The 25,726-nt window shown below is 19.0% G+C and carries 21 protein-coding genes and 1 other RNA gene; 6 read left to right on the plus strand and 16 right to left on the minus strand.

Annotation, left to right across the window (positions count from 1 at the left end; translation table 11 throughout):
* The 3 genes from ACTCUI_RS01900 to rnpB all read right to left on the minus strand — a co-directional run.
* On the minus strand, positions 1 to 223 hold a 223-nt coding region (locus tag ACTCUI_RS01900; protein ID WP_463431246.1), incomplete at its 3' end, for a hypothetical protein.
* On the minus strand, positions 220 to 618 hold the full coding sequence (locus tag ACTCUI_RS01905; RefSeq protein WP_463431248.1) for a hypothetical protein: 399 nt from the start codon (positions 616 to 618) through the stop codon (positions 220 to 222). The genes ACTCUI_RS01905 and ACTCUI_RS01900, both read right to left, overlap by 4 nt.
* Positions 619 to 2,341: 1,723 nt before the next feature.
* Positions 2,342 to 2,761, minus strand: an RNA gene (gene rnpB, locus ACTCUI_RS01910) — RNase P RNA component class B.
* A 327-nt stretch (positions 2,762 to 3,088) separates the two neighbouring features.
* On the opposite strand from rnpB, the gene ACTCUI_RS01915 reads away from it, so the two are divergent.
* Positions 3,089 to 3,478: a hypothetical protein gene (locus tag ACTCUI_RS01915; RefSeq protein ID WP_463431250.1), complete on the plus strand. Its 390-nt coding sequence runs from the start codon at positions 3,089 to 3,091 to the stop codon at positions 3,476 to 3,478.
* Positions 3,479 to 3,617: 139 nt separating this feature from the next.
* On the opposite strand, the gene ACTCUI_RS01920 is transcribed toward ACTCUI_RS01915, so the two are convergent.
* Positions 3,618 to 4,103, minus strand: a complete 486-nt coding sequence (locus ACTCUI_RS01920; protein ID WP_463431252.1) for a hypothetical protein — start codon at positions 4,101 to 4,103, stop codon at positions 3,618 to 3,620.
* A gap of 889 nt (positions 4,104 to 4,992) precedes the next feature.
* On the opposite strand from ACTCUI_RS01920, the gene ACTCUI_RS01925 reads away from it, so the two are divergent.
* Positions 4,993 to 5,169: a hypothetical protein gene (locus ACTCUI_RS01925; RefSeq protein ID WP_463431254.1), complete on the plus strand. Its 177-nt coding sequence runs from the start codon at positions 4,993 to 4,995 to the stop codon at positions 5,167 to 5,169.
* Positions 5,170 to 5,668: 499 nt separating this feature from the next.
* On the opposite strand, the gene obgE is transcribed toward ACTCUI_RS01925, so the two are convergent.
* From obgE to ACTCUI_RS01975, 10 genes are all read right to left on the minus strand, one after another.
* Positions 5,669 to 6,934, minus strand: a complete 1,266-nt coding sequence (gene obgE / locus ACTCUI_RS01930; protein WP_463431256.1) for a GTPase ObgE — start codon at positions 6,932 to 6,934, stop codon at positions 5,669 to 5,671.
* A gap of 18 nt (positions 6,935 to 6,952) precedes the next feature.
* Positions 6,953 to 7,243, minus strand: coding sequence for a 50S ribosomal protein L27 (gene rpmA / locus ACTCUI_RS01935; RefSeq protein WP_463431284.1), 291 nt, complete (start codon positions 7,241 to 7,243; stop codon positions 6,953 to 6,955).
* 25 nt (positions 7,244 to 7,268) lie between these two features.
* Complete coding sequence (locus ACTCUI_RS01940; RefSeq protein ID WP_463431258.1) at positions 7,269 to 7,583, minus strand: ribosomal-processing cysteine protease Prp; 315 nt, start codon at positions 7,581 to 7,583, stop codon at positions 7,269 to 7,271.
* 15 nt (positions 7,584 to 7,598) lie between these two features.
* Complete coding sequence (rplU, locus tag ACTCUI_RS01945) at positions 7,599 to 7,916, minus strand: 50S ribosomal protein L21 (protein WP_463431260.1); 318 nt, start codon at positions 7,914 to 7,916, stop codon at positions 7,599 to 7,601.
* Between the two features lie 202 nt (positions 7,917 to 8,118).
* Complete coding sequence (gene trhO, locus ACTCUI_RS01950) at positions 8,119 to 9,054, minus strand: oxygen-dependent tRNA uridine(34) hydroxylase TrhO (protein WP_463431262.1); 936 nt, start codon at positions 9,052 to 9,054, stop codon at positions 8,119 to 8,121.
* A 173-nt stretch (positions 9,055 to 9,227) separates the two neighbouring features.
* Positions 9,228 to 9,857 (minus strand): hypothetical protein, encoded by a 630-nt coding sequence (locus tag ACTCUI_RS01955; protein ID WP_463431264.1) that lies wholly within the window; start codon positions 9,855 to 9,857, stop codon positions 9,228 to 9,230.
* Between the two features lie 135 nt (positions 9,858 to 9,992).
* Complete coding sequence (locus ACTCUI_RS01960) at positions 9,993 to 10,472, minus strand: hypothetical protein (protein WP_463431266.1); 480 nt, start codon at positions 10,470 to 10,472, stop codon at positions 9,993 to 9,995.
* A 57-nt stretch (positions 10,473 to 10,529) separates the two neighbouring features.
* A complete protein-coding gene (locus tag ACTCUI_RS01965; protein ID WP_463431268.1) occupies positions 10,530 to 13,211 on the minus strand; it encodes a helix-hairpin-helix domain-containing protein in 2,682 nt (893 codons plus the stop codon).
* A gap of 84 nt (positions 13,212 to 13,295) precedes the next feature.
* Complete coding sequence (gene lysS, locus ACTCUI_RS01970) at positions 13,296 to 14,795, minus strand: lysine--tRNA ligase (protein WP_463431286.1); 1,500 nt, start codon at positions 14,793 to 14,795, stop codon at positions 13,296 to 13,298.
* Positions 14,796 to 15,158: 363 nt separating this feature from the next.
* Positions 15,159 to 16,358, minus strand: a complete 1,200-nt coding sequence (locus tag ACTCUI_RS01975; RefSeq protein ID WP_463431270.1) for a glycosyltransferase — start codon at positions 16,356 to 16,358, stop codon at positions 15,159 to 15,161.
* Between the two features lie 685 nt (positions 16,359 to 17,043).
* On the opposite strand from ACTCUI_RS01975, the gene ACTCUI_RS01980 reads away from it, so the two are divergent.
* The 3 genes from ACTCUI_RS01980 (at position 17,044) to ACTCUI_RS01990 (ending at position 20,043) form a co-directional block, all read left to right on the plus strand.
* Positions 17,044 to 17,634 carry a hypothetical protein gene (locus ACTCUI_RS01980; RefSeq protein ID WP_463431272.1) on the plus strand — a complete coding sequence of 197 codons (591 nt, stop codon included), beginning with the start codon at positions 17,044 to 17,046 and terminating at the stop codon, positions 17,632 to 17,634.
* Positions 17,635 to 17,759: 125 nt separating this feature from the next.
* Positions 17,760 to 18,560 (plus strand): phosphatase PAP2 family protein, encoded by an 801-nt coding sequence (locus tag ACTCUI_RS01985; RefSeq protein WP_463431274.1) that lies wholly within the window; start codon positions 17,760 to 17,762, stop codon positions 18,558 to 18,560.
* Positions 18,561 to 19,851: 1,291 nt separating this feature from the next.
* Positions 19,852 to 20,043 (plus strand): hypothetical protein, encoded by a 192-nt coding sequence (locus ACTCUI_RS01990; RefSeq protein ID WP_463431276.1) that lies wholly within the window; start codon positions 19,852 to 19,854, stop codon positions 20,041 to 20,043.
* A gap of 1,153 nt (positions 20,044 to 21,196) precedes the next feature.
* Here the strand turns inward: ACTCUI_RS01990 and ACTCUI_RS01995 are convergent.
* Both ACTCUI_RS01995 and ACTCUI_RS02000 read right to left on the minus strand, forming a co-directional pair.
* Positions 21,197 to 22,924 carry an ABC transporter permease subunit gene (locus ACTCUI_RS01995; RefSeq protein WP_463431278.1) on the minus strand — a complete coding sequence of 576 codons (1,728 nt, stop codon included), beginning with the start codon at positions 22,922 to 22,924 and terminating at the stop codon, positions 21,197 to 21,199.
* Positions 22,925 to 23,183: 259 nt separating this feature from the next.
* Entirely contained in the window at positions 23,184 to 23,927 is a 744-nt protein-coding gene (locus tag ACTCUI_RS02000) for an amino acid ABC transporter ATP-binding protein (RefSeq protein WP_463431280.1), read from the minus strand.
* A 1,599-nt stretch (positions 23,928 to 25,526) separates the two neighbouring features.
* Here ACTCUI_RS02000 and ACTCUI_RS02005 point away from each other — a divergent pair.
* On the plus strand, positions 25,527 to 25,726 hold a 200-nt coding region (locus tag ACTCUI_RS02005; RefSeq protein ID WP_463431282.1), incomplete at its 3' end, for a hypothetical protein.

A 25,726-nucleotide genomic window follows, 5' to 3' on the forward strand; every position in this document is an offset into this window, starting at 1 on the left:
GATAACCAAAAGGAGTTTCTTTTTGGGCTGTTAAATAATTTTCAATGGTGATTAAATCTTCTTCATGATAATCTCGGCCATAAACTAAACCTTTTAATTCGGATAAAGTTTGAATTTGGTTTTTAATTTTTTCTTGATAGTTAATGATGATCTGATTATCTTGTTTTTGAGAAACTTTTTGATTTTCATTTAAAATGTCTTTCAAAGATATTTGTTTTTTCATGAAAAATCATTATCTCCATAAAGTTGTTTTTGCATTATTTCAATTAAGTCATCCCGAGAAGCTTCTTGAAGTGATCCCCCGCATACTTGTTGAATTAAATTTTGGTTGAAATCCACCGTCATATTTACTTTCGGTTCTTCCTTCAAATATAAAATTTTCTTTTGAAGATCAAAGGTGTATTTTTTATCCATTTTAAAATCCATTTGAATTTTAAAAGGTGGGGTTTTCATTTGTTTTAAAAGTATCATTATTTCATATAAATCAGAATAATTTAAATATAAAGTTTGATTTCCCAAGTTATAATTGGTTTTTTGATGAAATAAACGAATTTTAAAATAAGATTGTTGAATTAAAAATTTAATTATTTCTGTTAAACCATATAAATATTTATTCATTTTTTGAAAATCTCCTTTTTTTGGTTTGAACTAATTTTTTCAACAAAAAAATAAGTCAAACCGTTTTTTTATATTAACTATAAAAAACGATTTGACTTAAATTTATGAATCACTAAGGGTTCCGTTTTAAATGAAACTCAACCTCATAGACATATAATAATTCCTTTTTTATATACTATTTTTTATTTTTCCACAAAAAAGATATCAAAAATTTAATTTCTCAACATATTTATATTATTTTAATGCATCCTTTATTTTATTTTTTCTTCTTCTTTATAAAAGGTTTATTTGCGGCAAATAAAAAATATCCTTATGATTTTATTGATCATAATAAAAAAAGTATTTTCCAAATAGAAAAAGGACAAGGCAATTTATGTCTTATAATTGCGTATTTTATTTTAGTTATTTTTCTTTATATCTTTTCTTATTTTTTAAACTTTTTAAAAAAGAAAATTTCGAAATAAAAAATATAAAAAATTATAAATACTTTAATAAAAATAATAAATTAATTTATATAGATTAATTTAATCTAAATTAAATTTTTTCTTCTTTTTTTTAAAAATTTTTGTATTATAAAGAAATATTCAAATTAAATAAAAAATAAGTTTAAATAATTTATTTAATAAATTATTTAAACTTATTTTTTTAAAAACTGAAATATTTTATCGACAACTTTATCTATTTAAACATCAATAATTAATTTATAAAAATGGTAATTTATCTTTATATATAAATATTAAAAATACGATAAATCCTATTAAAATAATAAAACTGATAATGAAATAAGCAATTAACTTTTTAACTAAATAAAAAATAATTAAAGGAACAAGACAACAAATTATAACTAATGTAGTTGGTTCGTCGAAATAGAACATTTAGAAAAAACTCCTTTAGAATTTCTGTTTTTATTAAAAAAACCTAATATACTATAATTATATAGTTTTTTTAATAAAACAAAACAAAGTTTATGTTCGCGCGTCTGTTATTAAAAGTTTAAATGTTGTTTTTATAACTAAAAGAATTGTTTTTGACTTTATTTTTATTAAAATCTAAAATTATAAAATTTCAATTTTTAAAAAATTTTTTTTATTCTTTCGCTAGATTTTAGACACCGAATAAATTAAATAAATATTTATTTATTTTTTCTCTTTTTTTAGCGACAATGTTTTTATAATTTGTTCACCAGTTTTTTCATCGCATGTGAAGATGTTTTCCATGGTTTGTCCTGTTATACTAAGCAAGATTCAGAATTTTCTAATAAAAATTTAATTGATAAAGAAATTAAAAAAATAATTGTTGATTGTTATAAAAAAAACTCAAATAATTATTAAAGAAAATAAAAATTTATTAGATAAAATAGCTTCTAAATTATTAGAACAAGAGACACAATAACTAAAGAAGAAATAGATAAATTAATTTAGATTTTTGATAAATATTTTTTTCTTAAATTGTTTTAAAAATAAATTCGTTTACAAAATATTATGGAAACGACTAAGTTCAAAAAGATACATTAAAATTAGATCAACATTGAATTTAAATAAAAAAAAGAAACAAATTTGTTTTAAAATAAGAAAAAACTATGAAAAACATGGTAAATAAAAAAAAATACTCTTTAACGTTTAGAAATCTCAATTTTATTGATTTTTCTTTTTTCTATTTATAAAAAATTTTTTTATAAATAGAAAAAAGAATCTTTAAAAAAAGATTCTATTTAAAAAATAACAAGAATAAGCCATGTTCTGTTCTTGTTTTTTATAAAAAAACAAGTGTGATCATTTATCTCTACTTTTATTTCTAAAAATAGTATAAAAACCAATTATAAAATATTTAAATTAGGAAAAATTGATTTTTATATGCTCCTACCATATTTTGGATTGTTAGCTTGAGGGGTTTACCGCGTTTCACTTAATTATTTCTAATTAACTCGTCTCTGTGGCACTTTATTTTTTATTTTCATAGATTATATTACAAATAATAAATCCTTAGAATCTAAAAAGCCGTTACCTAAACATATAAGGTACCTTAAGTTATTTTTTTCTTAAGCACAAACACTACATGCTTTCCTAAAAACATGTGCTAACATGGACTTTCCTAAATCTAATTTCATTAAAATAATAAAATTAAACCTCGATCACCACTTTGTTATTTTTCAACAGTAATATTTTAACAAAATTTATATCAAAAAACAATTAGTTACAAATCATTTGAATAAAATAAAAATAATGATTTTATATAATAAAATATATAAAAATTTTTTTAATAAAAAAATGTTTAAAATATATAAAAAACATTTATAATATTTTCTGGTGGTGTTATATTAATCCACTTTCAATAATAATTTAAAATATTATTGAATAATTATTTAATATTAAACAAATTAAAAAATAAATTAAAAAATAAATTAAAAAATAAATTAAAAAATAAATTAAAAAATAAATTAAAAAATAAATTAAAAAATAAAAATCAATGAATGAGGAAATATCTAATTAATAAATCAAATAATTTTATAAAAATTGATAAATCAAATAATTTTATAAAATCTGGTTCCAAATTATTTATTATTACATTTTTATTTACACTTGCTATTTCTTTAGCCCTTTATTTCCTTTTTTTTCCATCAAAATCTAAAACTCCTTTTTCAAATTCTGATATCAATTATACTTCTTATAACTCTCTTCCTACAAATGAAGAAGCAAATTTAGAAAAAGATGATATATCTCAAGAAAAACAATTTTCTGATGAAGAATCGGACAAAGATGAATTATTATCTGATAAAGAAGAAAATGCACAAATTAAAACAAAAAAAAGAAATAAAATTACAAAAATAATAGGCAAATACTTCAAAAATAAAGATAAATAAAAAAAATATTTTATTTATTTTAAAAAAATTAAATAAAAAAATCTCTTAATTACATTTATTAAGAGATTTTTTTAATTTATATTAATAATCAATATAACAAAAATTATAAATATTTTATTTTTTAATAAAAAAAACAAAATTAAAGAACTATTTTCAAAAAAGTATCCAACATATATTTGTCTTTAATTTTATTAAATTTTAAATAAATACGTATACTTATGCATAAATTATCTCTAAATTTCAAAAAACCTGGGCAAATCTTAAAATAAGTTTTCAAAAAATAAATTCTAGTATTTATTAATGATTCAATGTTTTTTACTAAAAGTTTTTTATTTTGAGCATTATATTGTATATTTTCATTTTGATATATAATACTATAATTTTGTAAAAATTGTTTTTCTATATCATCTAAAGAAGTTCCTAAAATATAAGATAAATTTTTAAATATTTTAAAAATATATTTTTCACGAATACAATTACTTAATTCCCAATCAAATGTTTGAATAACATTTTCTTTATATTTTAATTCTTTTTCTTTATATAAATTTATTTTTTGAAAAATAATCAAAAAAAAACATAAAATTATATTTAATAAAAAAAATATCTTATTTAAAGAAAATTTCATTTCTAACAGGACCTATTCTATTTATTCAATTGTTATATTGAAAAATTTATATAAATAAATTTTATTATTAAAAAATAAAAAATATAAATAAAACAATATTGATTACGAAACAAAAAAATAAATAATATATTAAATAAAATTTAAAAATAAAAAAATATTTTAATTCCGAAAAAATATTTTTTTATTAAAAATAATATAAATTTATCTGAAAATGAACATAAATACAATATTTTTTATAAATATAATATTTATTATTCATAATAATTATATTTATATATAAAGAAACAGCTTATAAAAAATAAAATGAAAAAAATAAAAAAAATATTTTGTAATAAAATTAACAACAGTAAAATAAAAAAAGCAAAAATATGAAATTTTTGACAATAAATATAATATAATATATAATGTATAGTAATATAACAAATTCAACAAATATTTATTAAAAAAATATTATATATTAAAAATTTAAAAATGAAATATTTCGAGAAATATTTTTTCTATTCATAAAAATATAATAAAAAAAATAATAATTTTATAAATATAATATAAATATTCAAAAAAATATCAAATAAAACACATTGTATAATAAAAAGGATGAACAAACCTTGTTCAAAAGAAATAAAATAAAAAATATTAATAAAAAAATTATATTATTTTTTAACTATTATTTTTATAATAATATTAATTTTTATTTACTATATTTTAATATTTAACTTTAAATTAAATAAACCTATATTATAGGGGTTGAAATAAATAATAAAAATCAACATCCGAACACTAAAAAGAATATTGACAAAAAAATAATGAATCCGAACGAATATGATACAGCAATAAAAATTGATGTCGATAAAACAAATCCAGAGATTCTTCAATAATTATTGCACAATTATTGAATGCATCAAAAACAAAACATAAAAGATTATATGATAAAGACAAATATGCTCAAAAACTATTGAATTTTTTAATAAAAAGAAACAAAGAAATAAAAACTTTAAAAGATAATTTAACTGAAAAAGAAAAAGAATTATCCCAAAAAGATACACAAATAAATAAATTTAAAATCTGATGTCTCTTCCAGTAAACAACAAAAAATAAATAATTCACAAGTTAATTTATTTGACAATGAAAAAGAATTAAATAATTTAAAAATCTAATTTATTTGAAAAAAAATTGAAAATCAAAAAGAAGAAAATATTTTAATAAAAATAAAAAATTTTTTGATAGCATTTATTAATATATTTTTGTATAAAATAAATATATTAAATATTTTAAATTTTATAATAGACATCGTTTAAAAAAATATTAAATTATAAAATAAAATATAAAACTCACAAAGATAATTATCTTTGTGAGTTTTATTAATTTTTTACAAAAAAATATTTTTTGAATTTAATAAAAAAAACTTAATAAAAAAATTATTGTTTTAAAATCTTTTGTCATAAAATAAAATATTAAATAAAATTCAAAATATATAAATAATTATTAAACATGATTTAATTAATATAAAATACAAATAAATTTAGAATTTAATTAAATAATATTTATTTTATTACAAAATTTTTTATTTAAACAAATTCAAAAACACAATCACAAATTTTAACTTTATCTTTGTAAGTCATTCCACTTTTTTTTAATTTTTCTTCTAAACCTATTTTTTTTAATAAATAAGAAAATTTTTTTAATGACTCATAGTTATTCAAATCTGTTTTATAAAATAATTTTTCAATCTTATCATTTTTAATAACAAAATAACCTTGATTATCTTTATATATATCAAATTTATCTTTATCGTCTAAAGTAAATAATTTATAATTTTGTAAAGGATTATCATCTTTTGTTAAATTTTGATTTTTTATTAATAAATATTTTATTTTGTCTTTTAAACAATCTAAATTAAAATGATTCCACACAGAACAAGCAATAATAATTTGTTCATCAGTAAAATTATTTTTAAATAAAGATAATTTTTTTTCAGCATTTTCCAAATCCATTTTATTAAATAAAATAATTTGTGGTTTATCTAAAATTTTAGAATTATATTTTTTTAATTCTTCTCTTAATTGACAATATTTATCATAAATATTGTCATCAGAAGCGCTAAAAACATATATTAAAACTTTACATCTTTCAATATGTTTTAAAAAATTAATCCCCATTCCTTTTCCTAAATAAGAATCTTTGATTAAACCAGGTATATCAGCTACTGTAAAACTAAAATCTTTGTTATGAACAACTCCTAAAATAGGTTTTAAAGTTGTAAAAGAATATGAACCTATTTTAGATTTAACATTAGAAATAGCCGAAATTAAAGAAGATTTTCCTACATTAGGAAAACCAATTAAACCAACATCAGCTAATATTTTTAATTCTGTTCTAATAACTAAACTTTCGCCTAATTCTCCTTTTTCAGCAAAAGAAGGCGCTTTATTTTTAGAATTAGCTAAAGAATAATTACCGCGGCCGCCTCTACCACCTTTGGCAATAACTAATTGAAAACCATGTTGTACAATTTCACCAATAAATCGATTATTTTCATTATTATAAACTAAAGTACCTAATGGTACTTTTATAAATAAATCAGGAGCTTTGGCTCCATTACGAGTTTTATTTTTACCATCGCTACCATTTAAAGCTATAATTTTACGTTGATACTGTAATTTAAATAAAGTATTCATGCCTGCATCCCCTATTAAAATAACAGAACCGCCTGCGCCCCCATTACCTCCAGAAGGTCCGCCATAAGGAACATATTTTTCTCTTCTAAAAGAAACAATTCCGTTTCCGCCATTACCAGCTTTTACGAAATTGACTGATTCATCTAAAAAATTCATTTATTATTTTAGTAAAATTTAATTATTTTCAACAAAATGCATAGAAACTTTTTTCTTGTTTTGACCTTTTTTTGTATATTTCACTATGCCATTTATTAAAGCGAATAAAGTATGATCTCTTCCGATTCCTACATTATCTCCAGGAAATATTTTTGTTCCTCTTTGGCGATAAATAATAGAACCTTTATGAGCGTATTGTCCATCAGATAATTTAGCGCCTAATCTTTTAGAATGAGAATCACGTCCATTACGAGTAGCACCTACACCTTTTTTAGTAGCAAATAATTGAATATTTAATTTCAACATTATAAAAAAATACTCTCTCTTTCATAAACTAATTTTGTTCTTCTTCTTTTAAATATTTATAATAAGTTTTGCTTAAATCTTTTAAAGTATATTCTAAATTCGACAATAATTTATTAATTGTGTCTTCAAATTTTAATAATCGCAGTGAAAAAAAACCTTCTTTTACAGAATAACTAATATTTGTGTTTAATTCCAATAATTCGATAATATTTAAAGTCATTATAATTGCTGTAGAAACAGAAGCACAAACAATATCTTTACCTTTTGAAGAATATAAAGCATGACCTTGGATATTTATTTTTTTTATTTTTTTATTTTCTTTAATAAATAAAAATTTAATCATAATTGATAATTAATATCAAAAAATAATATTAGTGATCAATAGTTTAGTATATAATTGTCTGTGACCTTGTTTTAAACGATATTTTTTTCTTCTTTTATATTTAAAAACAATAATTTTTTTATTTTTTCCTTGTTTAAGGACTTTAGTCTCTACTTTAGCGCCATTGATAAATGGTGTTCCTAAAATACTTTTATTTTCTTTTTTATCTCTGATAGCTAAAACTTGATCAAAAATATGATTTTGATCGGATTCAAGAGATAATTTTTCTACAAAAATTTCTTCCCCTTGACATACTTTAAATTGTTTACTTCCACATTTGACAATAGCAAACATAAATAAATACCTATAATTCTTTCTAATTGATAATTCTTATTAAGAATAGTTTGATTAAAATAATTAAAAATAATAAAAAAATACAAAAGATATAAATAAATGAATTATTATTCACTTTTTTATAATTTACATATATTTATTATATATGATAAAATGAAAAAATATCTATTTATCCAAAACAAAATAATAATTTTTATTTAAATTATTTTTTATTAATTTTTTCTTTATTTTCATTTCTTAAAACATAACGATTTTGTTTATATTTGCTACATTCTTCGCTACAACTACCCAAATATTTTATTTCGTTTTCCTCATTACATAAAATTTGTTTATTACAATTCGGATTACCACAATTAATATATCTTTCGCAAGGTGTTTGATCGAAAAAATCCCTTCCTACAATAACATGTTCTTTTTTATTTACTTTAGTCATTATTCTTTGATCAAAAACATAAACTTGTCCATCAAATAATTGTCCTTGAGTTTCTGGTGCTTGACTATATTTAATAATGCCACCTTTTAATTGATAAACTTCATTAAATCCTTTGGATTTTAATAAACAAGATGCTTTTTCACAACGAACTCCTCCAGTACAATAAGTTAAAATTTTTTTATTTTGTAAAAGAGATTTGTTTTCTTCCAACCATTTAGGAAAATCACGAAAATTATTAATTTTAGGATTAATAGAATTACGAAAATGACCTAAATCATATTCATAATCATTTCTAACATCTAATAAAACTACATCCTTATTTTTTAATAAATTAAAAAAATTTTTAGGTTCTAAATAACTATTAGGATCATTTTGTGGAAAAATATCTTGTTCTAATTTTAGAGCTACTATTTCTTTTCTTATTTTAATAGATAATTTAGTAAAAACATGTTTATGATAAAAATCTATTTTAAAATCAATATCTTCAAAACCTTCTATAGATTTTAAATATTTCATGTATTTATCAATATTTGTTTTTAATCCTGATAAAGTACCGTTAATACCTTCTTTAGAAATAATAATTCTGCCTAAAAGTTCTAATTTTTGACAATATTTCAAATGATTTTCTTTAAAATACTCTGGATCTTTAATATTATTATATTTATAATATAAAATAATCGAATAAAGTTCTTTTGAATTTGACATTTCAAAAATAAAATAACCTCCTTTTTTTGATATAAAAAAATATATTTTTTTATAATTATATATTATTTTTTTAGAACATATTTTATAATATAAAAAAAAGTTCCTTATTAAAAGATATTATATAATAAAAAAATAGTTTAATAATCAAATATAATAAATAACATATTATGAAATTATCTTATATTTTCAATATATTCTAATTCCGAAATATTTTTAAGTTTTAGTTTTAAACAACCAAGACAAAGACCGCATACAAAAAAATCAATTACAAAAGGCAAGACGCTGTATACATAAAAAGACATCCCAAAAGTTGAATTATAACTCTCATATTTTTCCATTGCCGGAATATAAATGAAAAAAATAGAGAAGAAAAAGGATAATCTTATTAAGATCATCATCAATAAGAAAATAAAAAACATTTTTTTATCACTACATTCATTTTTCTTTTTACTTAAGCAAAATCCAGAAATACTAATAATTATATCAGGAATTATATAATCTAACCAAATAGAACTAAAAACTTGAGTATTACTAAATTGTAAAGAATCCATAATAAATATATATTCAGAAAAACTTCGATTTAAATGCCATACAGCATACAAACAACAAACAATAAAGCCTTTAGTGAAGCCTAAAAAATATCCTGCTAAAAAAAGAACAATTATATTTAAATGAGGTTTTTCTGCTACACCCCACACCATTATTTTAAATTTAAAAATTGTATTAAATGTATAGTCGACAAGTATTGCCATACCGACAAAAAAAGATATAATAATAATTTTTTGCAAAATATTTTTTTTCATAAACAAAAAATTCCTATCAAATAATATATCTTTTTTTATATAAAAAACTAATAAAAAAACTAAAAATTTTCTATATAAATAGATTAATCTATTTATATTTTAATTTATTTTTTTATTTTAAACAAATTTAAATTTTTATAAAAATATTTTACCAGCAAAAATAAATTCTAAGAAATAAACAAAAGAAGGGATAAGTATAGAAACCCATATGCCTACAAAAGAACCTATAAAAACTCCTAAACTAATTCCAACTAAACCTTTTTTAAATCCTAATATAATAGAAAAAATAATAATGCCAATAAACATGCCTTTTAATATAATAAAAGTTTGTTCTTTTTCGCCTTCATTTTCACCTTCATCATTTTTTTCTTCTAATTGATATTTTTCTATTTTTCCTTTATCAAAAATATTTTTTATTTTTTGAAGTGTATCTCCATTTCGAAATATATTACCATCTTGCCAAATTTTTCTTTCTTTAGATTCATAGGAAGCAGTCAAACAAAAAAATAAAAAACCCAAAATAATTATAACAAAACGAAAATATTTATTATGATTAGAACAATTAGGAATAATTTTTTCTTTAAAAAACAAAATTATCTTTTTATATAAATTCATTAGTATTTTTAAATCTCCTATTTTTATAATTTTAACATCTTTTTGGAAAATAATATTCTATGAAATAATCGCTTTTAAATCAAAATTAAAAATCTTATAAGTTTCTTTTTTTAAAAAGTCTTCTGGCAATTCATCTAATAAAATTTGTTTTTTAAATGAAAGTAAATATTGTTCATGTTCTAAATCTTCTAAATTAGAATCATTTAATAAAGTATTTTTATTCAATCCCAAATCATCAAAAACACCTGCTAATACTAAATCCCTTAATAAATTATTATTTAAAACTTTTTGACATCTATTTTTAAAATCATAAAAATCAACAAATTTTTTTTTATTTCTTTCATTTATTATAAATAAAACTACTTCGTCAGTTATATTTCTAACTAAAGTCAAAGGTAATAAAAGTTTATCTTTTAATAATTTATATTCAATATCACTTATAAAAATATTAGGGGGTATAATTTCTATTTTATTTGTATTTTGTATTTTTTTTAATAAAAATTCTGTTTCGGAAGGTATTTTTTGACAATCATTTAAAATAGCAGTTAAAAAAGGAATTAAATAATGAGTTTTTAAATAAGCCATACGGTAACTAATTAAAGCATAAGAAACACTATGGCTTTTATTAAAGCTATAATTAGCAAATTTTAAAATATAAGCATAAATTTTACATGCTAAAATTTCAGAATGACCTTTTTGGATACTACGTTGAACAAATTCCTTTTTAATAATATGTCCTTTTGTTTCTAAATTATTTTTATTAAGGATATATTTCATAAAAATTTCAGCTTCTCCTAAATCATAACCAGCAAAAGAAAAAGCTATTTCCATGATTTGTTCTTGGTAAAGAATAATACCATATGTCTTATCAATAATATGTTTAATAGAATTATTAAAATATGATTCTGATTCAGTTAATATATTTTTTTGTTTTTGTTTATTCAGACAATAATCATCAACATAATATATTTGTCCAGGTCTATTCAAAGCTAAAATATCTATTAAATCTTCAAATTTTTGAGGTTTTACTTTTTGTAATATTTTTTGAGCCATAAGCGATTCTAATTGAAAAATATATTTAGTATCTCCTTTATTTAATAATTGAAAAGTTCGATGATCATCTAAAGGAATGTTTTTCCAAAATATTTTATCTTTTTTATTAACATTAATTTTTTTTAAAATCTTTTCAATTAAAGATAAATTTTTTAAACTTAATAAATCTATTTTAATTAAACCTATTTTTTCTAAATGATTAGCATCTAATTGAGTTTGATATTGAAAAGGAGAATTACTATTAGAATTAGATTGAATTGGCACATATTGAAATAAATTTTGATTACTAATAATAACTCCTGCAGGATGAGTTCCAATAGATTGAGGTATTTTTTCTAATTGAGATAAAGTTTTTATTTGTTTTTGATCTAATTTTTGAGTACCTAAAAATTCTTTTTGGTATCTAATATAATTAGTGGTTTTAATGAAAGATTTGGTAGTTAAACTTTTAAATATAATAATATTAGCAGTATGTTCTGGCCCATATTTTTCATAAATATATTTTAAAATAACATTTAATTTATTATCAGGAAAATCTAAATCAATATCTGGTTTTTTATTTCTTTTAGAATTTAAAAATCTTTCAAAAAGAAGATTATAAAATAAAGGGTCTACTTCTGTAATGCCTAAACAAAAACAAATTAAAGAACTAGGAGCTGAACCACGGCCAGGACCTAAAAGAATTTCGTTTTTAAAAGCATATTGAACTAGATCAAAAACAATTAAAAAATAATCTTCATAACCCATTTTTTGAATAATTTTTAATTCTTTTTTTAATCTATCAAAATAAACAGAAAAAAGAGGAGAAGAAACAGAAATTTTTTGTTTTAAAGAGGAAACAACTATTTTTTCTAAGTATACAAAAGAACTCTCTCCTGATGATGTCTCAAATAAAGGCATTCCTAAATTTGAAGGAAAATGTTTATTATATTGAATTTTATTTAAAAAAGTATTAAAATCAACAAAAAATTCCTTATAATTTCTATAATATGTCTGATATTTACTATCAATTTCTTTTTTATTTAAAAATTTAAAAGACATTTTAAAATCTTTAGAACAAGAAATTAACTTAAATAATAATTTATATGATTCTTCTTGACAAGTTTCTAAATAATTAGTTTTATGAACAGGGACTACTAAAATTTTTAATTTTTCAGATAAAAGAGATAAAAAATTAGAAGCAAACATTTCTAAAAAATCAGATTGTAAAGATAAACCAAAAAAAACAAAATTTAAATTATTTTTTAATTGATCAAAAATTTTTTCTACTAATGAAAAATCTGATATATTAGCGAATAAAAAATCAATATTAGATAAAACAAAAAAAAGATCTTTTTGAAATGTTTTTAAAATGCTTAAAGTAATTTTTTTTTGTTTTGTTTTTATTAAATTAGATATTCGAATTAAATGATTAATGCCTGCATCATTAAAAGCGTAAATTAACATTCCAATATCTTTATTTGACCCAATAATTTCGTTTAAATTGAAAAATATTTTTATTCCTAAGATAGCTTTAATTTTGTATCTACGACAAAGAAGCAAAAAATCAACCATTCCATATAAATTTTCGTTGTCGCTTAAAGCAACAAAACTATATTGATTGTCTTTAGCTTTTTTTATTAAAGATTCTAATGAAGGAATGCTTTCCATAATACTATAAAAACTTTGAAGATAAAAAATACTCATTATTTATAAACCTCATAACCAAATAATCTTGATTATATTTTTATTTTTGACAAAAATATTTTTTTATTAAAATTATAATTTTTTTTAATTTTCTTTACTTTTTTTATTATTACTGAAATGAGGAAATAAAATAACATCTCTAATATTAGCGGTATCAGTTAGTAACATAATCAAACGATCTATTCCAATGCCTAACCCGCCAGTAGGAGGCATTCCATATTCTAAAGCGTCAATAAAATCTAAATCTAATTCTTCAGCTTCGTTATCACCTAATTCCCTTTGCAATAATTGTTGTTGGAAACGTTTAGTCTGCTCAATAGGATCATTCAATTCCGTAAAAGCATTTACTAATTCCTTACCAGCTATAAATAATTCAAATCTGCCAACAAATTCTGATTTATCAATAATTTTGTGTGCTAAAGGACTTATTTCAAAAGGGTAATTATAAATAAAAGTAGGTTGAATTAAAGTGTTTTCAACAAATTCTTCAAAAAAAGCTGCTATAATATGACCTTTAGTATAAAAAGGTTTTATTTCAATATTATTTTGTTGAGCTATTTCTTTACATTGGTCTAAAGTCATTTTTTGATGAAAATCAATACCTGTTTTTTCTTTAATTATATCAACCATATCATATTTATTAAATTTATTAAAATCGATTAAATGACCTTGATAATTAAATTTTAAACATCCTAAAACTTTCATACAAATTTCTTTTAAACAATTTTCTGTTAATACCATCATATCATCGATATTAGCATAAGCTAAATAAGCTTCTATCGTTGTGAATTCTGGATTATGAGTGGCATCAATACCTTCATTACGAAAAACTCTGCCTATTTCATAAACAGCTTTCATACCACCAACTATTAATTTTTTTAATGATATTTCTGTAGCTATTCTTAAATAAAAATCAGATTCTAAAGAATTATGATAAGTAATAAAAGGTTTGGCCGCTGCTCCACTAGCGCAAGAAGTTAAAATAGGTGTCTCTACTTCTAAAAAACCTCTATCATCAAAAAAATTTCTAATACACTTTATTATTTTAGTTCTCATAAGAAATTTTTTACGAGTATCAGGGTTAATAATAAGATCGATATATCTTTTTTTTCTGATATATTCTTTATCTTTTAAACCTTTATATTTATCTGGTAAAGGCATTAAACTTTTACTTAAATGAACCAAATCAAAAACTTTAATAGTTAATACTTTTGTTTTAGTTTTAAATAAATAACCTGAAATTCCTATAATATCGCCTAAATCTATTTTTTGATAAATTTGAAAAGCTTTTTCCGAAATCAAATTTTTATTTAAATAAATTTGAATAGATTTATCAAAATCTTGTAAATTAATAAAACCTGCTTTACCTTGATTTCTGTTAGTAATAATTCTACCTGCAACATCAACTCTAATTTTATTTTTTTCTAATTCATCAGAATCATAAGATTCATATTGATTTAGCAAATCTAAAATATTATTTTTGACAACAAAATAATTATTAAAAGGTTCTACTTTTATTTTTTTTAATTCTTCTATTTTATCTTTTCTGATGAGATATTGTTCTATTTTTTTTTTTACACTCATAAAGTTCAATATTTTAACCTTTTGTCTGATTTTTTTATGGAATAAATTACAAAATTTTATTTTTTTATAAAATTTTTTTAGAATAAAATTGAAAAAATAAAAACAAATTATAACAAAATATATTCAATTCTATTTACTAATAATAATTATAACATAATAAAATAATGATCCCGAAAAACAAAGAAAATAAATAAAAAAGAATCTTTAAACAAGATTCTTTTTAAAAAAAATAAAATATATTATGTTTTTTTATACTGAATGTAAAAAAATAAAATCATGAACTCTATTTTTGTTTTCAAAAATAATATAAAAAAACAATATATCAAATATTAAAATTACGCCAAAACCAAAAAAATTCAAATATTATTCTTTTTTTAATTTTAAATTATTTTCGGATATAATTGTTTTATAAATATCAAGCATTTTTGTTGCAAATATTTCTTGTTTATAATCTAGAATAGAATTTTGAGCTTGTTTTGAAATTTCTTGATATTTTTGTTTATTGTTACATAAATCACTTAAAATTTTAACAAAATCTTTTTTATCTTTATAAAAAAAACCATTTTTTTGGTTTTCGATAACTCCATCTAATGCTTCATCATAACGAGTCAATACTGGTAAAGCCGAAGATAAAGCTTCAATAAAAGTCAATCCTTGAGTTTCAAATAAAGAAGCATTAACAAAAACATCACCTAATTGGTAATATAAACCTATTTGATTATTAGGAATGGAATTTAAAAAAATTATTTTATCTTGTAAATTTAGTTTTTTTACTTTATTCTGTAAATTTATTTTTTCAGGACCATCCCCTATAATTAAAAATTTACTTTTATTATTTGTTTCATGAAAAGAAGAAAAATGATCAATAATAAAATCAATATCTTTTTCTTTAGAAAGTCTTCCTACAAATAAACAAACAAAAAATTTTTTTAAGTCTAATTTTTCTTTTAAAGTATCTATTTGTTCTTTAGAAAAATTTTGAGGATCAAATTTATTTAATGGAATACCACTAGGAATTATTTTATAATTTTGTTTTATTTTATAACGTTCTTCTAAAAAACATAAAGTTTTTTTAGTAGGGGTAATAACTATATCAGATTTTGAAATAAATTTTTTCAAAAGATAATCTAAATATTTAATTAATATTTTTTTAAAAATTTTAACCCAAAGAAATTTATTTTTTTCAAGAAAAAAATGATACATAGAATGCATTGTATAAATCAAAGGCAACTTTAATTTTTCATGAGCGTATAAACCTAATTTACCAACTCCTAATTCAGTATGAACATGAATGACATCTAAATTCAAAGCTTCAATTTTCGGTAAATATTTTTTATATTTAAATAAACAACGATAATCTTTTAATCCTTTTAAAAAGACTGGGAAGCCTCCTTGTAATCTTATTATAAAAGGATCTTTTTCTATTTGTTTAGGGACTGCATTTAAAGTTATAATATAAACTTTATGACCTAGAGCTTCTAAGCCTTCTCTAAGAGATTTGGTTGATACAACAACTCCTCCAATACAAGGTTCCCAACAATCTATAAATAAACCTATTTTCATTATTATATATCTTTTCTGTATTTTTTGTACTTAATAACATGAATTATATTAAATTAATATAAACCAATTAAATAAAAACAAAATTAAATTACTGTTATAATCAATTATTATAATTGATTACGCATTATAATTTCGAATAAATTAATTAAATAATTTACTTTTTAGCGTATTATCTATAAATAAGTTTCGTTTTTTCGCATATATTAATAAATTCGATTTTTCAATAATTTTATCTTTCTTTAAAAAATTTTATTTAAAAAAACAAAAGAATTTAAATTAATTCAATTCTAAATATTTTTTATAACAAATTATATAAAGTATTTTTTAAAAAAATTTCCATTAACTATTTTATATTAAATAATTTGTAATAGCAAAACAAATACTACAATTTTTAATTTTATTAAAATTTAATATTTATCAAAAAAATAATTTAAAAAACTTTTATGTTAATTATTTTTTAATTTATTTTTTTATTTAACATTATAATTATTTATGTTATTTTATTTTAATCAAATCTTTCATTTTTTTTATTTATGAAAAAATAAGATTTGTTAATTTTTATATTTTTATTTAAATTTTATTATTTTTTTTAACTTTTAAGTATGTTAAAAAAATTATCTTTGGTAAAATGTTTATTGATAAACATTACTAATAAATTTGTTTAATTTCGAAGGATTAAATAATTATGAAAAAAATTTTAAATGAATCAAGAAAAAAAACAGTTCTTTTTTATATTTGTTTAGTATTTTCAATTATAGCTTTATATTCAGGTATTATGTCGGCTTTTCATAAAGACTCTAAAAGAAAGTTTTTTTCTTTAGGTTTATTTACAAGACAAAATACTTTTTTTGTAAATTTAGTTTTATTTTGCCATTTTTTTAAAAAAAAAACAAATTCAAAAATTTTGCCTTATTTAGATTTTAATTGTTTTGTGAATTGTATTGTTGTTTTTATTTTTTGTTTTACGCAATACGAAAATGGTCCTTATTTCTTTGAACATAAATTACTACCTTTAACTTTTTGTTTTTATTATTTATTTATAGATCAAAATTTTATATTGTGGAATAAATTTTATACTGGTTTTATATATGTTTTAGCTTACGGTTTAATATCAATAATTATTTACTATTTGGAAAAAGATTTATTCCCTTATTTGAAAGAATGCGAACCTTATACTTTGTTACAAAAATTGGCTTTTATTTTTTCAAGTATTTGTTCTATTATTTTATTTACTTTTTTCAAAAGTAAAAGACTTAAAGGCGAATATAATTTGTAAATTGAATATTTTTAATAATATCAAAATACTTCTTATAAAAATTTATTTCATTTTATAAAAATATATTAAAATGATTTATTATCTCGTAAATCAGAAAATCATTAAAAAAAGGATTTTTTACACAAATGAAAAAATCAGAAAATAATTTAGATAATAACGATGTAGAATGTATTGAAAAAAATCTTTTAAAATCTAAAAAATCAAATTCAATAAAAAAGATATTTTATGTATTTTTAACTCAACAAATAATTTGGCACTTAGTTTTATACTTTGTTTATTGGAATAAACGAATACCTAAGTATATTTATGCAGATAATGAACTAGAAAAAAATAATTTTTGGATTAAAATATTGAATTTAGGTTATAATACAGAATGGTCCAATGGAATTTATGGATTTCCAGATTTTATTTATTTAAAATTTTTTATTTTATTTTATGTAGGGTCTTTTGTATGGTGGTATCTTATTACTCCTTACTTAATATATAAATATTTAAATATAAAAGAAATCAATATTTTTGTCAAATCTTATTTAATAATTTTATTCATTTCTATCATTTTTTATTTAGTTTTTCCTATTGAATGTTTAAAATCTTTTCAAATTACACAAAGAAGCGAAAATAAATCATTAATAAGTTGGTTAATAGATAGTTTATTATTTAAAACTTATGAATTAGATACAATTAGATTTAATAATTTACCTAGTATGCATGTATCTACTAGTTGGTTATGTTACATACCTTTTCGCACTGCAAAAAATAATATTTCTAAAAAAATTGTTTGGTTTCAATTTATTATGGCTTTTGGAGTTTTTATTTCTACTTTTGTTCTGAAACAACATTATATAATGGATGGAATAGTATCTATTTTTTTAGTAGAAATAGTTTATTTTTTTATTTTACGAAAAAATAAAAATAAAAAAATATAAATATTTTATTTATTTTTATTTTTTGTCATTTATTATAATTATTTTATTTTTAACAAAAATTTTGAATTTCTTATTAAGTAAGTTAATTACGAATGTTTTTCTGTTCAGATAAATCATTATTTCATTTTTTTAAAAAAAATCTTTTTTTTAAAAAAATGAAAAAGCTAACTCAACGAGTTAGATTTTTTTATATTAAGAACGAAACTATTACAAAATTTTTGAATCAAATGGATATTTTTTTAATTTTATTAAAGAAAAATAAAAAAATATCTAATAAAAAATTTAAAATTAAGATAATTATTATTTTAAATTTTTATTATTGAGCGTTTTGAATTTGGAAAAATTGTCTTTATAATTCTTCAAATTCTTCTATTTTTATTTCTTGCTTCTCTAAACATATCTTGTATTTGTTGTGAATTTATTGAATTTCTCATATTTTCCTTAATTTCTTTTAATTCATAAATTATTTTTGGCTTTGTCTTTCTTTGTTTTGCATTAATGTTCCTAATTTAATAAATCTTCAACATAATATTTGATAAAGCGGTCGATTTGTATTAGAATTCATATTTTACCATTCTTAAAACCGTGCTTTTTTCATTGTCTAAAAAGTTGTCAACTTTCTTGGTTAATAAAAACTGATTGCGTTGTTAAAAAATAATCAGAAGGATTTGAAATATAAATATAATTATTATTTTGTGAAGTATTATTGTTATTCATCACCATAATTGAATAATTATTAGTATTTAAAAATAATCCTAAAAAAGAAATGAACAAATAATAAAATATATATAATTTGTTTTTAACTTAAACATTTATTGATATCTCGTTTAATTTTTTATAATATAAAAATAAAAATTTATTAAATAATTAAAAACAATAGCAATATAATTTAAAAATTACTATATAAATATAATTGTATAAAAAAAATATAAATAAAATACATGTAATTTACATAAATCTCTTTGCTTAAATAAATTATTTATTTCATTTTTTTAATTATTAATTAATGACAAAATATTTGTTTTTATATAAAAAAATAGTTTTATAAAATTTAAAATTGTTCAATTTGAAATATTTCATCGAATGACTTGAATATATTTTGTTTATAATTGATATAAACAATAAAATAAAAATGAATAAAATAAAAATATATAAAAAAAACACAAAAATAATTCTTTTTATTTATTTTTTTCCATTTTTATTTTTCATTATAATTTTAGAAACTCACTTTTAAAAGTAAATAAAATTTTTTTAACAAAAATTTTTAAAAAAGTAAATCAAATATCTTAAAATGAAAAAACAAAGCAAAGAACAAAAAATTAAAAAAATGTTAAAAAAAGCAGATTTAAATAATTTGAAAATTATTATATTAAAAAAAACAAATACAAAAACTAAATATATCCGTCAAGATAATATTTTATTTGTTAATCCACAAGTCAAAACATTAGTTTTACAAATATTAAAACAAAAAAAAGATAATTAAAATATTAAATTTTAATTTTTATATTTATAAAAAAATATACAAAGAAAATAATTTTTTTTATATTGCTGCATTATTTCGAAAAAATGTAATAAATTTTTAAATACAAAAGCCCCTTTTAAAAGGGCTTTTTGATTAATGTTGTTTTTATCATTTTGTTTATTTAATTAAAATAGAAAAAAGCTCTATTAAATAAAAAAATTTTGAGAATTTAATTTTTAGACAAATTATAACCAATGTGGTTTTTTTTTAGGCGAAATTGTGTCAAAATAGCCTTCGAATTCTAAAGGTACGACAGATCTAAACGAAATCAAACTTACTACTTCGACTTTATTATCTGTATAAGGTGTTCTTATATTCCGCCAGAATAAAATCTTCCTTCATTAATATTCATAATAAATTTTTCCATCTTAATCTGGGTGAATTTTGCTTTGAAAAAGATGTCCTGTTCGAATAAAATTTTTGTTTTCATTTGTATATAAAGCGCAATCACTTTCGCCTAATATTTTTTTATTCTCAATCTAATCATATTTAACTGGTTTGAAATCACATTGATTTTTATATTTTTGAATTTGTTTCTTCGTATTCTCTTCGAGTAATTGAATTTTGATCCCAAGTTAATAATTTTTTCGATTCCAAATTTTGTTTTTGTGGGTTAAATTTCAGATATAAAAGATATAAATTTAAACTAATGCTTGTGATTAAAATTAAAACGAAAATAATGTTTAAAATTTTTTTATTTTTTCAATCATTTTTATAAATCTTTTTTAATTATTATTTTATTTTACTTTATTTTTTCAAATATCAAATAAAAAAACTTTAAAATAATGATGTCCAAAGTATGTTCCTTGTTTATAAATTTTTGGTAAATAAATTCATTGTTTAAAATCCTCGTTGTTTTAAAAAAAAGAATAGTTTTTTTAACTAGTCTTATCTTTTTCAGTATTAAAAACGAATTTATTTACAAAAATTTATAATTAACAAGATAATAAATAAATTTATATTTTTAATATATTGTTGTTGTATTATTTTAGATATTATTAAAAAAAGACTCTATTATAAAATAGAGTCTCCTCTTTTTAAAATAAAAAAATAGAAGTAAAAAATATATAATCGTATTCAATTGTTTTTAAAAATTTTTTATTTTTTTAAAAATTTAACTTTTCTTTTTTTTAGTTATTTTAAATTTACTTGCTGTTTGGATCAAACTTACTAAAAATATATAAATCAAAGTGACAACTACAAAAGGTATTATTACATCATAAGTTTTAGATACGTTACGTTTGGCTACCCACAATAAATCAATTAAACCGATAATCGAAAATGCAGCAGTTTCTTTTATGTTAATAATAAATTGATTTTTAATAGAAGGAATAGTTCTTTTTAAAATTTGAGAAAAAATAATTTCTTTAAATACTTGTTTTTGATTCATTCCTAAAGCATAAGCTGCCTCTATTTGTCCTTTATCCAAGAATTTATTATTATGCATCATTTTATGGGTAAAATCAATAGTAGTGCCTAAAGAAATAACAATTATAGCAACATAAAAAGCATTTAAAGAAGTTTTGAAAAATTCAAAATTCTTAGCCAAAACACTATGAAATAACAAAGCTAAAACAATAACAGGAACAGATTCAAACATATTCATTAAGATGTCAATTAAAAAAGAAAATATTTTTTGCAAATACATTAAAATATTTTTTTGAGTTTTTTTATTATTTTCAACAGATATCTTGACTCTAAAGAAAAATAAAGAAAGGATAAAACCTAAAAAAAGGCTATTAACAGCAACTGTTAAAGAAATAATAAAACCTTGCTTATATTTAGGAATTTCTTGCCATATTCTTTGTATAAAGTTTTTTTGCATTTGTTCTTTTTCTTTGACTTGTATACATTCATAATCTTCTTGAGCTTTTTTTGAATATTCAGTTGCCCAATAATCTTGTAATGATGTATTTATATTCAACATTTCTCCTTCTTTGTTCGGAACATTTATTAATTCTTTTAATTCTTTTTCAATTTTTGCTTTTAATTTTCTGCCTTTATCATCATTTTTTAAAAAAATACCTAAAGGTTTTAATTTTAAATCCTTATCATTTAATTTAAAAACTTTAAATTTGCCTCTGTTTTGTTCACTTTCGGCTAAATTTTTTAAAACAGGATATTCTAAAATAAAAGCATCTGCTTCTTTTTGTTCAACTGCTTTAGCGCAATAAATAGACTGTTCGCGACAAACTAAATTAATTTTGCCATCTTTTTTGTCTATATCTGTAAAACGATCAAATTTGTATTTACGAATGTCATGACTACAACCTGTTATAGTAGACAAAATAATTTTGTCGCCATTTTTCTTTTTAAGAAACTCTAAAGATATACTGCCATCTTTTTTATTTTTTTTGGATTCGATAATATCGTGATCGATGTTATCATCATTTCTAATTAAAATAGACAAATCCACATTACTATATGGAATAGCTAAAAAATTGTTTTGTCTTTCTTCTGTTATATCTAACATTCCTATAATAGCATCTACTTGCCCAAGTTCAAGATTGTTTATACAACCTTCTACATTATAAATTTTAATTCTTAAATCCTTGTTTAATTTGTCTGCTATATCTTTCATCAAAAAAACATCTGAACCGCTAATTTTTTCACCATTATCTGTTTCTATTCCATTACGTGTTCCTTCGCCATCAAAAGATAAAGGAGGAGTAAAATTATTAGTCGCTAAAACAATTGAATCTTTTTTTGTATTTTTTTTTGTTGTATTCATTGCTAAAACATAATGATTTAAAAAAATAACAAAAAGAAATATAAAGAAAATCAATAAATTTTGTTTCCATTTTTTAGTAAGATATTTCTTTATAATCTCTATATTCTTCATAAATTTTAAATTCTTCCTTTCTAAAAGTTTATATAATTAGTTTTTTATAAAAAAATTAATATCATCGAAAACAAATAAAAACTGTACTATATATGCAAATTATATAAATCTGATATTCTTTAAATTGTTCAATTCAAAAAAAATATTTATTTATTTCAGATAAATTTTATTAATCTAACAAAAAAATATTATTGATCGAGTAAAAAGCAATATAAATAAAAAAATTTATTATTTTTTGTTTGATTTCAAAATAAAATGATCAAAATTCTTCAAAAAAAGATTTAGATTTTGGATATTTATTTGTTTCAAATACTTCTTTAGATGGTCCTTTTTCTATTATGTTACCATCTTCCATAAAACAAATAGTATTAGAAACTTTTTTAGCAAATTTAATTTCATGAGATACAATAACAAAAGTCATTTTTTTTTGTGAAGCTAATTTTTTTAAGACCGATAAAACTTCTTCAGAAGATTCCGGATCTAAAGCTGAAGTAGGTTCATCTAATAAAAGAATTTCTGGTTCCATACATAAAGCTCTAATTATCGCTATTCTTTGTTTTTGTCCTCCTGATAATTGTTTAATATTTTTATATGCAAATTGTTCTAAACCAAAATATCTTAATTTTTTGAAAGCGATTTCCTCAGCTTCTGACGGAGATATTTTTAAAACTTTCATCGGAGCTAAACAACAATTCTCTAAAACATTTTTTTCTTCAAATAAATTAAAACTTTGAAAAACCATACCTACTTTAATTCTAACTTTAGATATATTTATATTTTTATTTACAATATTTTCATTATTTATTATTATTTCTCCAGAATCTGGTTCTTCTAATAAATTTAAACATCTTAATAAAGTGGATTTGCCAGAACCTGAATGGCCAATAATAGTGAATATTTCTTTATCTATAATATTTAAATTAATATTTTTTAAAATTGGTTTATTATAAAAAGATTTATTTAAATTTTTTATTTTAATAATGTATTTACCATCAAGACTCATTTTGTCATTTCCTTATTTAATATTTATTTTTATTTTTTGAAAAAATTAATTATGATGCATCATTTTTTATTAATAAAATCTTTGATATTTATCAAAAAAATAATAATTATTACAACAACAAACTCATAATTAAAATTTCAAACAATAGTAAAAATTTAAAATTTAACTAAAATCAATTATATGGAATAAAAAAATAATAATAGAAAAAAAATTTAAATATATTAATGTATATATTTAGATTAAAAAAATAATTTTCCCTAAATATACTAAAATATTTTTATTTTTTTATATTATTTTCGACAAATATTTTATTCTAAAAAAGTAAAGAAAAGATAAAACTGAAAAAAGACTATTAATCAAGAAATATCGAAAAAATAAAAAAACCTTATTTATGGTTTAAAATAAATATTTTAATTCATGTATTAAAGTCTTTTTTGTTCTTTATCTTTTCATTTTGATTTTATATAATTTATAACTATTAAAAAATTCTTGAAATATTTATATCATATCAATAATCTGCTGTTTTATTTAATTATTCAACAAAAATCTATCAAAAAAAATAATTTTTTTATGTTTTCTAAATATCTTGTTCTCGAAATATCTTTAAAAATATCAATTGAATACTTTTAATCATGAAACAATAGTGAAAAAAAATCAAAAAAATTTCATCTAAAATTGTTTTATAGTTTTTATTGAATGAAATGTTTTTTTTATTATTTATTCATAAAATATTTTATTTTTATTATAATAAAAAATTTAATTTATCGAAAATGATTTTTTTATTTAAATAAAAAAACATTTATTACTTTTTATTTAAATTTATACGACAAATTTCAAGATTCATTTATTTAAAATATGTTTATCTCAGAAAAAATAAAAGTTAAATATGTTTGATTTACAAAAAAATTTTTACAAAAAAAACATTAAATATATTCTATAAATTAAAAAACATTTTGTCAATAGGAAATAATAAATAAAAAAATAAATTGTTGTAAATATTCGGTAAAAACAGTTTTTTGTAACTATTCTTTTTTTAAAAAAATTATATAAATAATTCATTTAATAATTTTATTATTTTAATTTTTTGCAAAAAATATAATTTTTTTAAAAAAAGAAAAATATTATATTTTTATATGAATACATCAAATAGTTTTTTAATAAAAAATTTTCATTTTTTTATCTATTTTTTTGAATTTAATTATTTCTTTATTCAAAAAAAGATTCAATTTATATTTTTTTTGATAAAAAATTATTTTAATTTTAATAAATAAATGGTTTTTTTTAATTATCATTGATTTTTTATAATATTTTTAATATAATGTATTTTAGATACATTTTTAAAAATTTAAATTATTTAAAGGAGGTTTTTTTATCTAACAAAATAAAAAAAATAAATTTAAAAAATATTTTAATAAATTATTTTGATTCAATTAATTTTAACTTTTGATCTAATTTGTATTTATATATTCTGCTAAAAATAAAGTAAAGGTAGCGACATATAAATTTATGATAAAAGATAAAATTTATAAATTAAAAAATTTAAAATATTTTTTTTATATTTTTATTTTTTTATTTTTTATTTTTATTACGAAATATAAAATGAATGCTGTTGATAATAATAGAATATATAATGATGTCAAACCAGAAACGCCAACAACACAAAAAAAAGCTTATTTGCACGAATTAATTAAAACAAGAAAGCTAGGATATATCGAAAAACTTAATAAACAAAATATTATAGATCGTGTTAAACAATTAAATCCTGAATTAAATAAAATTAATTTAATAATAGAAGAAGA

Source organism: Brinjal little leaf phytoplasma (assembly GCF_978563805.1).

Excerpts from the sequence above, each read along its gene's own strand:
- ACTCUI_RS01905 (WP_463431248.1), bottom strand. The coding sequence starts at position 618 with ATGAATAAATATTTATATGGTTTAACAGAAATAATTAAATTTTTAATT.
- ACTCUI_RS01915 (WP_463431250.1), top strand. The coding sequence starts at position 3,089 with ATGAGGAAATATCTAATTAATAAATCAAATAATTTTATAAAAATTGAT.
- ACTCUI_RS01920 (WP_463431252.1), bottom strand. The coding sequence starts at position 4,103 with ATGAAATTTTCTTTAAATAAGATATTTTTTTTATTAAATATAATTTTA.
- obgE (WP_463431256.1), bottom strand. The coding sequence starts at position 6,934 with ATGAATTTTTTAGATGAATCAGTCAATTTCGTAAAAGCTGGTAATGGC.
- ACTCUI_RS01940 (WP_463431258.1), bottom strand. The coding sequence starts at position 7,583 with ATGATTAAATTTTTATTTATTAAAGAAAATAAAAAAATAAAAAAAATA.
- rplU (WP_463431260.1), bottom strand. The coding sequence starts at position 7,916 with ATGTTTGCTATTGTCAAATGTGGAAGTAAACAATTTAAAGTATGTCAA.
- trhO (WP_463431262.1), bottom strand. The coding sequence starts at position 9,054 with ATGTCAAATTCAAAAGAACTTTATTCGATTATTTTATATTATAAATAT.
- ACTCUI_RS01955 (WP_463431264.1), bottom strand. The coding sequence starts at position 9,857 with ATGAAAAAAAATATTTTGCAAAAAATTATTATTATATCTTTTTTTGTC.
- ACTCUI_RS01960 (WP_463431266.1), bottom strand. The coding sequence starts at position 10,472 with ATGAATTTATATAAAAAGATAATTTTGTTTTTTAAAGAAAAAATTATT.
- ACTCUI_RS01965 (WP_463431268.1), bottom strand. The coding sequence starts at position 13,211 with ATGAGTATTTTTTATCTTCAAAGTTTTTATAGTATTATGGAAAGCATT.
- lysS (WP_463431286.1), bottom strand. The coding sequence starts at position 14,795 with ATGAGTGTAAAAAAAAAAATAGAACAATATCTCATCAGAAAAGATAAA.
- ACTCUI_RS01975 (WP_463431270.1), bottom strand. The coding sequence starts at position 16,358 with ATGAAAATAGGTTTATTTATAGATTGTTGGGAACCTTGTATTGGAGGA.
- ACTCUI_RS01980 (WP_463431272.1), top strand. The coding sequence starts at position 17,044 with ATGAAAAAAATTTTAAATGAATCAAGAAAAAAAACAGTTCTTTTTTAT.
- ACTCUI_RS01985 (WP_463431274.1), top strand. The coding sequence starts at position 17,760 with ATGAAAAAATCAGAAAATAATTTAGATAATAACGATGTAGAATGTATT.
- ACTCUI_RS01990 (WP_463431276.1), top strand. The coding sequence starts at position 19,852 with ATGAAAAAACAAAGCAAAGAACAAAAAATTAAAAAAATGTTAAAAAAA.
- ACTCUI_RS01995 (WP_463431278.1), bottom strand. The coding sequence starts at position 22,924 with ATGAAGAATATAGAGATTATAAAGAAATATCTTACTAAAAAATGGAAA.
- ACTCUI_RS02000 (WP_463431280.1), bottom strand. The coding sequence starts at position 23,927 with ATGAGTCTTGATGGTAAATACATTATTAAAATAAAAAATTTAAATAAA.